At 47.7% G+C, this 12,268-nt stretch carries 9 protein-coding genes; 5 read left to right on the top strand and 4 right to left on the bottom strand.

What is annotated here, in order from left to right; all coding sequences use genetic code 11:
- Positions 1-154: 154 nt before the first annotated feature.
- From ARB69_RS20650 to ARB69_RS20640, 3 genes are all read right to left on the bottom strand, one after another.
- Entirely contained in the window at positions 155-2,737 is a 2,583-nt protein-coding gene (locus tag ARB69_RS20650; RefSeq protein WP_055154888.1) for a PEP/pyruvate-binding domain-containing protein, read from the bottom strand.
- A 174-nt stretch (positions 2,738-2,911) separates the two neighbouring features.
- A complete protein-coding gene (locus tag ARB69_RS20645; protein WP_050641891.1) occupies positions 2,912-3,676 on the bottom strand; it encodes an N-acetylmuramoyl-L-alanine amidase in 765 nt (254 codons plus the stop codon).
- Between the two features lie 160 nt (positions 3,677-3,836).
- Complete coding sequence (locus ARB69_RS20640) at positions 3,837-5,189, bottom strand: HlyC/CorC family transporter (protein WP_242857645.1); 1,353 nt, start codon at positions 5,187-5,189, stop codon at positions 3,837-3,839.
- Positions 5,190-6,167: 978 nt separating this feature from the next.
- Here ARB69_RS20640 and murB point away from each other — a divergent pair.
- The 5 genes from murB (at position 6,168) to ARB69_RS20610 (ending at position 10,292) form a co-directional block, all read left to right on the top strand.
- A complete protein-coding gene (gene murB, locus ARB69_RS20630) occupies positions 6,168-7,073 on the top strand; it encodes a UDP-N-acetylmuramate dehydrogenase (protein ID WP_050641889.1) in 906 nt (301 codons plus the stop codon).
- Between the two features lies 1 nt (position 7,074).
- Positions 7,075-7,953, top strand: a complete 879-nt coding sequence (gene rapZ / locus ARB69_RS20625) for an RNase adapter RapZ (protein WP_055154886.1) — start codon at positions 7,075-7,077, stop codon at positions 7,951-7,953.
- A 9-nt stretch (positions 7,954-7,962) separates the two neighbouring features.
- The gene (gene whiA / locus ARB69_RS20620; protein WP_050641887.1) at positions 7,963-8,922 is read left to right on the top strand and encodes a DNA-binding protein WhiA; all 960 of its coding nucleotides are present in this window, start codon (positions 7,963-7,965) and stop codon (positions 8,920-8,922) included.
- Positions 8,919-9,176, top strand: a complete 258-nt coding sequence (locus ARB69_RS20615; protein WP_050641886.1) for an HPr family phosphocarrier protein — start codon at positions 8,919-8,921, stop codon at positions 9,174-9,176. Before whiA ends, ARB69_RS20615 begins: the two co-directional genes overlap by 4 nt.
- A 174-nt stretch (positions 9,177-9,350) precedes the next feature.
- Positions 9,351-10,292, top strand: coding sequence for a diacylglycerol/lipid kinase family protein (locus ARB69_RS20610; protein WP_050641885.1), 942 nt, complete (start codon positions 9,351-9,353; stop codon positions 10,290-10,292).
- Between the two features lie 13 nt (positions 10,293-10,305).
- Here ARB69_RS20610 and ARB69_RS20605 read toward each other — a convergent pair whose 3' ends face one another.
- Positions 10,306-12,255, bottom strand: coding sequence for a glycoside hydrolase family 43 protein (locus ARB69_RS20605; RefSeq protein WP_055154885.1), 1,950 nt, complete (start codon positions 12,253-12,255; stop codon positions 10,306-10,308).
- Positions 12,256-12,268: the final 13 nt, after the last annotated feature.

Below are 12,268 nucleotides of genomic sequence, written 5' to 3'. Positions count from 1 at the left end.
GGGAATGTGGGAGGAAACATGATTCGGAATCATGTTTCCTCCCACATTCCCGGCAGTATTGTCCCCTAGGAGCACTAAGCGCACTTTGAGCAGTTTAAAAGGGCATATACACCCCCGCAGCCTTCCCCTCCCGCTCTCCACAGGCGGCCCCTCTCTAAACACAAACCACCCGCTGCCCCACAATATCGGAATATATCTCCACCCCTTCTGCTTGGAGTTCTGCTACGTGGATGACGTCGGAATAGATTTCTTCTTCTGTGGTTTCTTTTAGCAGGTTCTCCAGGAGGTTTGGGTGTGCGAGTATTTTTTTTTCGTTAAAATGCACCTGGCTGTCCCCCTGGAACAGGGCGATGTAGAAGATGTTGGATTCTACGATATCCTGGAAAAAGTGGCTTCCGTAGGAGAGCTCGGGCATCAGGCCCAGATTCTCGTAGGATACTTCGCAGATGGCATCCATGCTGCACAGGTCTGTGAAACGCACCGGGACACCCAGGGCGGGCGTGGTGGTTCCCCAGCGGCCGGGGCCGATCAGGACGGCGTGGCGGTTCCGAAGCAGACGGTTCAGGGTGCCGATCTGGTTGGCTATGGCATATTTCTGGTGCTCATTCAGCTCCAGGTAAGGTTTAATTTTTACAAAAATGATATAGTGGACCGGAAGACGGACATTTCCCCCCATAAAGTTTCCTTTTGAGGAAAAATAGCTGCGGTCCCTGCCCGTATTTTCAGGGAATTCTATGGTTTTTCCAAGACCCTTTGTCTGCAGGGGGCGGCATTGCAGCAGATTGATCCGGTAATCTTCTTGTTTATTGAAGTTGCAGGTGAATTCGATGTCTACGGGATAGTCGTAAGTATGCGATAATACGGCCAGAATATTTTCAAGCGCCCTGGGAAAATCCGTATGCCTCAGCAGGCGGGTGAAACTGACAATGTCCGGAACTTTGCGGCCCGGCTGGCCGATTTCACGGAAATGTCTGGCAAGCTCGTAGTCAGGTTCCATGAAGAGCCGGATATTGGTCTTCAGAGGGAGACCTGCGGTGTCCTCGATGGGCACGGTCTGGAATTCATTTTCCTCCAGATTAATCACATCCACGTAGTGCTGGGAAAATTTCCTTTCATCTCCATAGTTGAGCAGGGGAGGGCGCTCCGGTTTGTCCAGCGCCACAATCCGTGGATAGTCCGAATTAACCCGGTCTACGGCGCGGGTGCCCATTCCGAATACGAGACGCAGCATCCCCTTGGACGGATCGGTGTTCTTATCCCAAACGAACAGATTAGAAGAATTACCAACTCCGGCACAATGGGGGAAGAAGTATTTGCCGTGGTAATCGCCGGATACTCTCTGCACCAGCAGAGCCATCTGCTCGTCCTCGCCGGAGAGGCCTCGGTTCTTGCGGTATTCCAGAGCCTCCTGGCTCATGACACTGGCATACACCTTGCGCACGGCCTCGAGAAAAGCATCATAACGGTCTTCCGGTGATCCCTGGTTGGGACAGAAGAAACTGTCGTATTTTCCGGCAAATGCATTTCCAAAGTTATCTTCCAGAAGAGAGCTGGAGCGGACAATGATGGGAGACTGGCCGTAATATTCCAGCATGACCATGATCTGCTCCTTGATTGCAGGAGGAAAATGCCCGGTCAAAAGCTTTTCCCGAAGTGCGGGAGCCGCACGGAAATATCCTTCCTCCGTCTTTTGTTCCATCCGGAGGCGCCAGCAACCATTTTGTACAATATAAGTATAGAACACATCCGAGCCGATATAATAGGAATCGTGCCGCTCCATATGTTCCCGGTAAAAATCCGGGTTTTTCGTTTCTAGTATTTTGCGGGCTAAAAGCATGCCCACCGACTTGCCGCCGATATATCCGGTACCGATCACCCGGCTGCCGATCTGAATCAGATCCGCCAGTGTGAAGTATTCCCTGCTCAGGGAGGCAATTCTGGAGCGCTGTCCGATGAGCAGATTCAGCAGGTTCTCTTTTACATATGCCTGCTCTGCGGAAGCGGCGTTCAGATAGGGCTTGGCCTCCTCAAAGCTTACATCCCAGTAATCCAGCTTTTTAGTATGAATCTGGAGCCTGGAAAATAACTCGGCAGAGCTTGCACTGTCCGTGATGCACTCTGCGCCGGATTCTGTAAGCAGGTGGGGCAGAAACATAACGGGGGAGTAGCGTTCCCAGACCTTCAGCGGGTGCAGATAATAGTTTCCGTCTACAAAATAGAGATTCAAAAGAAGCCTCACAGCTTCCCGGATCCGTGCAATGGTATCCTGCGTATGGGCATTCCTGTCAAGCGCAAAACAGGAAACCGTCTCGAACTCCGACAGATAAGGGCAGGCCACCTGAAAGAAATTCCCGATCATCAAATCGGAGCACCAGTGCTGCTGCAGCTCGGTGAGACAGTCGAACAGATAGAAGCAATGTTTCCCCTCTGCCGTGATAATCCGGTATATATCGCTGGTGAAAGATTCAAAACCATGACAGACATCGATGGTATACATTTGAAAATCAGCGCCTTCGTCTTTCAGTGCGGCATCATCCACCAGGGGCGCGTGACTGCCAAAGTGTATATAAAGGATGCGCCTGCGGTCCGCGGCAGCCTGCCTGACAAACTTGCGGGCGGCAAATGCGTAGGACTCCAGAGTGTCCACCTGCCAGATGATATGATCACCGGGCCGGAGGCCGCCGATTACCTCGTCTGCCCCCGCCAGTCCGGTACTTATTTGTTCAATGCTTTCCATAGTTTTCCTCCATTCCTGCATGGACAGCCAATATTATTTCCAGTTTAACACAAATAGAAAAAAAATCAAATGTTGGGAATCCATACATTTCCCGGAGGGTATTGTCCAGGGGCATTCCTGCCATATCGTGGGGAGCTGCATGGCAGGAAAAACCGCAGGCAAAAGGGACAGATGTTATCGGCTGACAATAATGGTTGGATAGCCGGCTCTTTTGAGACGCTGCTCCATGGCTGTTGCATCGTCCAGAGTATCGTAATTGCCGACCTGAACCCGGAAGAATCCGTCCGTATCGACGATAGATGCGGGGAAATCCTGTTCCAGAAGTTCATTCAGCAGCCGGTTCGCATAAGTGGGATTTCGGAAAGCGCCCACCTGTACCTTATATCCCGGCGGATCGATCACCTGATCCATCTCCAGTGTGTCGAGAATCCCGGAAGCGATTGCCTGGGCGATTGCGTCGAAATTGTCATCAAAAAGCTGGTTATCTGTGTTGGAATTGATAAATCCAACCTCTACCAGAACAGCGGGCATTTTTGTGCGGCGGAGCACCACCAGGTTGGGGCGCGCCTTTACGCCGAGATTCACAAATCCTACGGCCTCGAGCTGTTCATTGATATTTTCAGCCATCTCAAGTTTAATTCCGGAGAGATCATATACCAGTGACTCCACTCCTGATACTACGTTGTCTGTGGGAAAAGAGTTCCGGTGTATGGAAATGAAAAAATCCACCCCCGCATTGTTTGCTTCCATTGCTTTTTCATAAGGAGATTCGTATACATCCGTAGTTCTGGTGTATTCTACGTCGATATCATGGTTCTGAAGAATTTCACCAACGGCTAATGTAAGGCGCAGAGTATCGTCTTTTTCCTGGCGTCCATTATATACGGCGCCTGGGTCACGCCCCCCGTGTCCTGCATCTAACATGATTGAATAAGGCATAAGTAAAGATTCCTTTCACATTGTTCTATTTTATGATATGTAGAAAATGCCAGGATGTTCCTGTCTGCCAAAGAAAATCGGACCCCCGTATGGAGCCTGACTGCTTACGCGCAGTTCAGACGCCAATTGGAAGTCCGATAGGATGATTGGCATGGCAGAATTATGATCCGCCGTATTCCTTATGCCGTTCTCCATATTCTTTTTTTGACGGGACGTCATCCGGATCCTCGGATTCTCCGTCCTCTTCATCGGTTGCTTTCTTCTCAGGCAGATAGACGTGTACGCTTTCCACCCTGTTCTTATCCAGTGTTTCAACGACCAGCATAATTCCGCTGTCTGTCGTAACCTCGTCACCCACTTCGGGCAGCCTGTCCAGATGCTCTATAATAAAACCGCCGAGGGAGTCATAATCCTCTGACTGCAGTTCCAGGTCCAGACGGTCATTGATATCATCCAGGCTCATGGAGCCTTCGATAATATATTCGTTTTCGCCAAGCTGCTTTACGAAGTCATCTTCTTTCTCGTCATATTCATCATGGATTTCCCCTACGATTTCCTCCAGAATATCCTCCAGAGTAACAAGACCGGCTGTTTCACCGTATTCATCCAGCACAATAGCGATATTAAAAGAGGCATCCCGCATTTCCACGAGCAGCTCGGATATATTTTTATATTCGTAAGTAAAATATGCTTCGCGCAGTATGTTGCGCACAGAAAACTGCTCCGTACTGTCAAAAAGCAGAAGGTCTTTCATATTAATGGTACCGATAACATTATCGGTTGTATCCTCATAAACAGGGAGACGTGTGAATTTGTCTTCTTTGAAAATATCAATCAGTTCTTTATAAGTACTGTTTACATCTGCAAATGTCACGTGTACACGCGGCACCATTACGTCCTTGGCACGGGCATCGCCCAGGTCGAACACATTGTAGATCATTTCCTTCTCTTCGGATTCAATGACTCCGTCTTCGTGGCTTACATCCACAATCGTACGAAGTTCGTCCTCTGTCATGGCGCTGTTCTTGGCATTGGGATCAATGCGGAATATAAACAGTATTCCATGTGAGATCAGGTTAATGATGAAGATAAATGGGGTCATCACCACCATAAATGCCCGGATCACCGGGATATAGGCAAGGGACAGCTTCACTGCATTTAAGGTTGCCATGCTCTTTGGAGTAATCTCTCCAAATACGAGGATCGCAACTGTCAGGATTGCCGTTGCAATGCTGACCATGTAACCACCGAAGCTGTAGGCCAGTGTGGTGGCTAATGAGGAAGCGGAAATATTTACAATGTTGTTGCCGATTAAGATTGCGCTCAGCATCTTACGGGAATGTTTTTCCGTAACGTCCAGAACTATCCTGGCACGTTTGTTTCCGTCGTCTGCCAGAGAACGCATGCGGATCTTGCTCACCGTGGTAAGCGCCGTCTCCGCGGATGAAAAAAATGCAGACAGTATCAATAAAACGATTAATATAACAAATTGTATGGCATCACTCGAGTCCAATTATCTGTTCACTCCTTTATTATTTTATTGCGTAATTGCTCAAAGCATGTATACCCCCTAAATATACAACATTCGGGGCTTTTTTGCAAGTGGAGTTTCGTGTGCGGCTTTAGTGGTGCGGTGGGCGGGGGCAGTGTATGGATTCGTTTGGTGATACTGGATAGATCCGGTACATAGAAAGAGCAAGTTATACATTGTTCGGCAGTTTACTGCAGACCTGCCCGTCAGGGTATGTGTTACGGGGTGCCCTTTGGGTATACTTTAATCTGCAGCTATGCTGCAGACCCGCCCCGAAGGGGCATGTGTTACGGGGTGCCCTTTGGGTATACCTTATTCCGCAATTTACTGCATTGCATGTGCGAAAATTTTGAACAGTAAAAAGTGAGCTCAATTGTAAAGGGGAACTTTTGTGTTTTTACAGCGTAATTGCTCATTTTTCTGTCAGGTACACTCGTGCCGTTAATAAACTAATGGGGCTTTAATGATCCACCAAGCGTATCAATACGCTGCTCCCGTTACGCAGCCTCCCCCAAGATGGGGTCTTAACTACCGTCTGGATACGCCCAGCGAAATGAAGGGATCGCCGAAAGCCTTCCAAATGCACCTATGCCGTTGCGATGTGCTAAAGCGGGCCTTAGAAATTCTTGGAAGCCGACAGCTGAAAAAGCGGGGAGATTTTGTGATCACCAAATCACAAAATCAGGCGACCCAGCGCGAGAAATCATCGGATTTTTCGTGATGTGTCGCCTGTGCCCCGCTTTTTCAGCTGTCGGCTTCCTAGAATTTCTTAGGCTCGTGTCCGCACATCGCAACGGCATAGGTGCATTTGGAAGGCTTTTGGCGATCTCTTCATTTCGCGTCCCCTTCATTTCGCGCCCCCTTCCCTCCGCAAGTCTAAAGCTTGCGTACTAAACGTTGAATTTGGCGGGGGTTTGTTGTATGATTGAGGTGAAAGTTCAAAAGAATTGGAGATCATGTATGAGTTTATACGAAAAATTATGTGACATACTGGGAGAGAAATGCGTTTTTGCAGATGAACCAATGAGCCGCCATACGACATTCCGTATAGGAGGGCCGGCGGATTATTTTGCAGTTCCCTGTGATACCGAAGGCGTAAAAAAGGTCATCGGTTTGTGCAAAGAGGAAGAGGTGCCTTATTATATTCTGGGGAACGGCAGCAATCTTCTGGTGGGAGACAAAGGATATAGAGGCGTTGTGATTCAGATTTATAAAAATATGAGTGGGATACATGCTGAGGAGAATCGGATTTATGCGCAGGCAGGCGCTCTGTTGTCCAGGATAGCGGCGGAGGCTCTTTCGCACAGCCTGAAGGGGTTTGAGTTTGCATCCGGGATACCGGGGACACTGGGCGGAGCTGTGATGATGAATGCAGGGGCCTATGGAGGTGAGATGAAGCAGGTTCTGGAGAGCGTGGTTGTTATGACTCCGGAAGGTGAGGTAAAGACGCTCGGGGAAGATGAGTTGGAATTGGGGTACCGAACGAGTATCGTTGCCAAAAAGAATTATATTGTTCTGGAAGCAGTGATCAGGCTGGAGCCGGGAGATGCCGGTGATATCCGTTCTTATATGGAGGAGCTGAAAGAAAAAAGAGTGTCAAAGCAGCCGTTGGAATACCCCAGCGCGGGGAGCACGTTCAAACGGCCGGAGGGGTATTTTGCAGGCAGGCTGATAGAGGATGCAGGGCTGCGGGGATTTCAGGTAGGAAATGCGCAGGTGTCACAGAAACACTGCGGATTCGTGATTAACCGGGGCGGCGCTACGGCAGCAGAAGTGATCTCCCTGATGGAGCAGGTTGCTGATAAGGTGGAGGCGGCATCCGGCGTCAGGCTGGAGCCGGAAGTGAAACGGATAGGAGAATTCTGAAATGAAATTTGTGATTGTAACTGGTATGTCGGGCGCCGGCAAATCCACTGCGCTGAAGATGCTGGAGGATATGGGGTATTTCTGTGTGGATAATCTGCCCATTCCTCTGATTCAGAAGTTTGCGGAGATGCTGGCGGCGCCGGATACCGAGATAGACAAGGCGGCCCTGGGGATTGATATCCGGGGCGGCCAGGCCTTTAAAGGACTGGAAGAGAAGCTAAAGCAGATTGATGAGCTCGGGCTGGGCTACGAGATTCTGTTTCTGGATGCCGGGGATGATGTTCTGGTTAAGCGTTACAAGGAGACCAGGCGGCAGCATCCTTTGGGCGGAGCAGGGCACATTGATATTGGCATTGCAAAAGAAAGAGAAAAAATTGCGTTCTTAAAAATGCAGTCCACGTATATACTTGATACAAGCAAGATGCTTACACGAGAGCTGCGGCTGGAGCTTGAAAAAATTTTTGTGGAAGGGAAGGATTTTAAGAACCTTTATATCACGGTGATGTCGTTTGGATTTAAATATGGGATCCCGCAGGATGCCGACCTGGTGTTTGACGTCCGTTTTCTTCCCAATCCATATTATATTATGGATTTGAGGCCGAAGACAGGCAATGACCAGGAAGTGCGCGAATATGTAATGGACAATGACAAAGCCAGGGAATTTCTGGGGAAATTAACTGAAATGATGGAATTTTTAATACCCAACTATATACTGGAGGGAAAAAATCAGCTGGTGATTGCCATAGGATGTACTGGCGGCAAGCATCGGTCCGTTACGCTTGCAAACGCCCTGTACCAGTTTCTGGAGCCGAAGGAAAGTTATGGAGTGCGTATCGAACACCGGGATATTGGGAAAGATGCTATAACGAAGGCGAAATAGGAGAGAGCTATGTCATTTTCTGGAAATGTGAAAGAAGAACTTTCGAAGCAATGGAACACCGCAAGGCACTGCCAGATTGCTGAACTTGCAGCCCTGATCAGTATGTGCGGCTCCATCGTAATCAATAGTTATGGGCATTACAGCGTAAAAATTCATTCGGAAAATTTGGCTGTTGCAAGAAAATGCTTTACATTGATCACAAAAACATTTAATATAGAAGCTGATATCTCTATCCGCAGGAACATTGCGAAGGAAAGTGTCTCTTATGCTGTGGTGGTAAAACGGCATGAAGACGCGCTTCGTATCCTTCAGGCAGCAAAACTGATCGAAGAATTTCAGTCAGAATTCGAAGAGGTCCACATTGTGAATCCTCTCGTTGTACAGCAGACATGCTGCAGACGCTCTTTTATCAGAGGTGCTTTTCTCGCCGCAGGCTCGATGAGTGATCCAAACAAGTCGTATCACTTTGAGATTGTCTGTGCCTCCGAGAAGATGGCACGTCAGATTCGGGAGCTGATATGTGGATTCTCCATGGATGCCAAGATTGTCCAGCGGAAGAAGTCCTATGTTGTGTATCTAAAGGAAGGCTCGCAGATAGTGGATATCCTGAATATTATGGAAGCGCATATTTCCCTCATGGAACTGGAAAATGTCCGGATTCTAAAAGAGATGCGCAATACCGTAAACCGCAAGGTAAATTGTGAAACTGCCAATATCAACAAAACAGTATCAGCCGCAGTCAAACAGGTGGAGGATATTACATATCTGAGAGATACAATAGGTTTTGAAAAAATGTCGGAGGGACTGGAGGAAGTAGCGCTTGCCCGCCTTTCACATCCCGATGCGACACTCAAAGAGTTAGGGGAACTCTTATCACCGCCCGTTGGAAAGTCTGGGGTCAATCACAGACTTAGAAAACTGAGCGAGATGGCAGAGAAGGTTAGGCAAAAACAAGGAGGATTATTATGATTGAAACACCGGTTGTTGTGAAACAGGACAAGGGACTTGACGGAAGACCAATCGCATTGTTAGTACAGGAGGCAAGCCAGTACTCAAGTTCAATTTATATTCGGGTAGATGGGAAGAAGATCAATGCAAAAAGCATTATGGGGATGATGAGCCTGAACCTTTCAGAGGGCGAGAAGCTTACGGTAGTAACAGAAGGCGAAGATGAGCAGAAGGCTGCAGAAGGAATTAAAACCTTTTTTACTAAGAAAAAATAGTCAGATGCATTTTAAAATAGAATAACGGCAGATAAAGAATTAAGAAGAAAGAACTATATGGAAAGAGGTTGTACTTTTGTGCAGCCTCTTTTATAATGAATGGATATGGAGTAATAATTGTGGTCAGCGTTATGGCTGATCTGTTGTTTGGATAGGATGGAGGAGATCTGGATTATGAAAAAAATGCTGTTTATTTACAATCCAAACGCCGGAACGGGGCTGTTAAAACCGAAACTTTCCGACGTACTGGACATTTTTGTAAAGGGAGGATACGAGGTGACGGTATATCCGACGCAGCGCTATCACGATGCACTGTCTAAGACCATAAGTTATGAGGGCGATTACGATCTGGTTGTCTGCAGCGGTGGTGACGGCACGCTGGATGAGGTGGTGACGGGAATGTCCAAAAGGGATAAGCAGGTGCCGGTCGGCTATATCCCGGCAGGGACTACGAATGATTTTGCCAACAGCCTGCATATCTCAAAGGATATGCTGGAGGCGGCGGATACTGCAGCTAACGGGGTTCCGTTTCCATGCGATGTGGGTGTTTTTAATGACGATATCTTTGTCTATATTGCCGCGTTTGGCTTGTTTACAGATGTATCCTACGAGACAAAGCAGAGTATGAAGAATGTGCTGGGGCATCTGGCCTATGTGCTGGAGGGCACGAAGCGTATTTTTAATATCCCTTCTTACCATATTAAGGTGACATATAACGATGAAGTGCTGGAGGATGAGTTCGTATTCGGCATGGTGACTAACTCCAGGTCTGTGGGGGGGTTTAAGGGCATTATCGGCAAAGATGTAGTGTTCGATGACGGTGAATTTGAGGTAACGCTGATTAAGACCCCAAAGAACCCCATAGAGCTCAACGAAATTATTGCTTCCCTTGTAATTAAGCAGATTGATTCCAAGCATATGTATTCCTTCCGCACAGGCCATATTCGTTTTGAATCCGTGGAAGAGATTCCATGGACATTGGACGGAGAGTTCGGCGGGGAACATGATGATGTAGTGATTAAAAACAAGAAGCAGGGGCTTCGGATTATGGTGGCGGAGAGAAGTATTGAACATCTTTCCGTAAAGGGAAGAATTGAGGGCAGCAGGGAGTCATAGGGAGCCTGGCGGGCTATATGCCTGCCAGGCTTGATGTTTCATATCCCACAATCTCAATCTCATAAGCAGTCAGACGAAGCGTCTGGGATCTGTCTGCGGGACGTTGAAACACATAGTAATTATGCTCCAGATATAAGGCGGTTTTGTTCCCTTTCTGCGTGAAATAGAGCGTAAAGTTTTTTTCAGTATAAGGGCATTGCGCCACCACGGTCTCGTGTCCGCCTTCATAGCCGACAATCAGATAAATCCCGCCTTTCACCAATATGGAAAGTACCCTTTGCTCCTGTTCATATAGATCGGCCCGAAGAAAAGAAGCGCTGTTAAGCAGATTACATTCGATGGATTTTTTATAGCTGCGGGCAGGTTTTATCTCTTCCAATACTGCCGGGGCCTTTGTCATGCAGTGTACCGCGGTGTCAAATAAAAGTGGTTCACTGCTGCGAAAGATTTTTGAAAGCCAAAACAAATCCCGGCCATAAAGCTCGGTGTGTTCCGTGACCGCAAAAAATGCAGGGGAAGCGGATGTATACCGGGTGACAAAGCCGACTTTTCCGTAGGCTGTATCAATCATTGGTTCCAGGATCAAGATTCCGTCCAGATAAATCATAAAGTGACTATAATTTCGGAGTACCCGTATATGATGGGATACTTCATGATTGTAGACGGCGGAAAGCCTGTAACTGGAAATTGTCTTTTTAAAATGATTAGTTTCTTCTATTACAGTAACGCTGCGTCTGCCGCTGTCAAAAAGCAATTCGATATAATTTGCGTGATCCAAATAAGATAATAAGATACCATATCTTGCGCCCATGTGGGTGGGCTGGCTGACGATATCCCATTCCATCACATAATTTTCAAAACTGCGGTTCAGGATCTTTCTGACAATCCCATTTTGTTCTGTGCTTTGAAAGTCCGGTCTGTCCAATTCTCCAAAACACGAATAGGCAGGCGGCTCGGGGCAGTCCTGCGCCTCATAAGAAGGCGCATTTGTCAGCAGGCGGCAGCCACTGTAATACAGTGGGTCCAGGCGCATTACCCTTTCTTCTGTCTGTGCCGTTAGCGGGCGGTCCTGATTCCTTCCATGGTAAATGATCCAGTCATCGGTCAGGTTGGGCGCTTGTATCACAGAGCAATGGCCCGTGCCCTCCACCATTTTATTTCTGCAGACCAGAGGGGAATATGTATGGTCAGAGGGATATTTCTGCCAGGAAATATCCGGAATGGGTGTATTCCCCTCTGCAAAACTATAGCCCAGGTAATAGTTTTCCCGTACGTAGGCATTTGCGGCATAAAGCAAATATGCCCGGTTATGCCTGCGCAGAAAAAAAGCGCCTTCTACGGTATACCAGTCTCTTTCATCCCCGAAACGGTTTTCTTCAAACATTTCCTCTTTTATAGTGGGGGTTACAACCGGCTTTTCTTCTCCGGCCAATTCTGTGAAATGAATCAGACGATCCACGAGGATTGAAGTTCCCGGGCGGTATTCATCTGTTCCCATATAATCATTTACAGAATAGAACAAATAGACGGTTCCGTCATAGTCCCTGACAACGTGCGCGTCAATGGAAAACTTCTGGAAAAAAGTTTTGACATAAGTAAACGGACCTTCCGGGCTGGCAGCAGTATACAGCTGGAGATATTCCTGATGATTGTCTTTTGTGCTAATCCCCGTGTTAGAGCAATAGAGATAAAAGGTACCGTTATCATATATGACACAAGGGGCCCAGTAATCATGCTTGTCCTCCTCCTTTGCAACCCTGCCGAGAAACTTCCAGACCGTCAGGTTTTCTGAACTGCTGACGTTGACTCCGTTTTCGTCGGTAGAATAGCAATAATAGATTCCGTTAAACTTGATAACATAGGGGTCCGGATTGGTCGGTATTGTGCCCGGTTCAGTGTAAGCTGCCGGATTTGTATAAAAGGACTGGCGGTTTAACCTGGGCAGATGATAATTTTTATTCATAGAATCTCCTTTA

Source organism: Faecalicatena contorta (assembly GCF_001404335.1).
Taxonomy (GTDB): Bacteria; Bacillota; Clostridia; order Lachnospirales; family Lachnospiraceae; genus Faecalicatena; species Faecalicatena contortus_B.
This window is presented reverse-complemented; position numbering and strand designations above follow the sequence as displayed.

Excerpts from the sequence above, each read along its gene's own strand:
- whiA (WP_050641887.1), top strand. The coding sequence starts at position 7,963 with ATGTCATTTTCTGGAAATGTGAAAGAAGAACTTTCGAAGCAATGGAAC.
- rapZ (WP_055154886.1), top strand. The coding sequence starts at position 7,075 with ATGAAATTTGTGATTGTAACTGGTATGTCGGGCGCCGGCAAATCCACT.
- ARB69_RS20650 (WP_055154888.1), bottom strand. The coding sequence starts at position 2,737 with ATGGAAAGCATTGAACAAATAAGTACCGGACTGGCGGGGGCAGACGAG.
- murB (WP_050641889.1), top strand. The coding sequence starts at position 6,168 with ATGAGTTTATACGAAAAATTATGTGACATACTGGGAGAGAAATGCGTT.
- ARB69_RS20615 (WP_050641886.1), top strand. The coding sequence starts at position 8,919 with ATGATTGAAACACCGGTTGTTGTGAAACAGGACAAGGGACTTGACGGA.
- ARB69_RS20610 (WP_050641885.1), top strand. The coding sequence starts at position 9,351 with ATGAAAAAAATGCTGTTTATTTACAATCCAAACGCCGGAACGGGGCTG.
- ARB69_RS20605 (WP_055154885.1), bottom strand. The coding sequence starts at position 12,255 with ATGAATAAAAATTATCATCTGCCCAGGTTAAACCGCCAGTCCTTTTAT.
- ARB69_RS20645 (WP_050641891.1), bottom strand. The coding sequence starts at position 3,676 with ATGCCTTATTCAATCATGTTAGATGCAGGACACGGGGGGCGTGACCCA.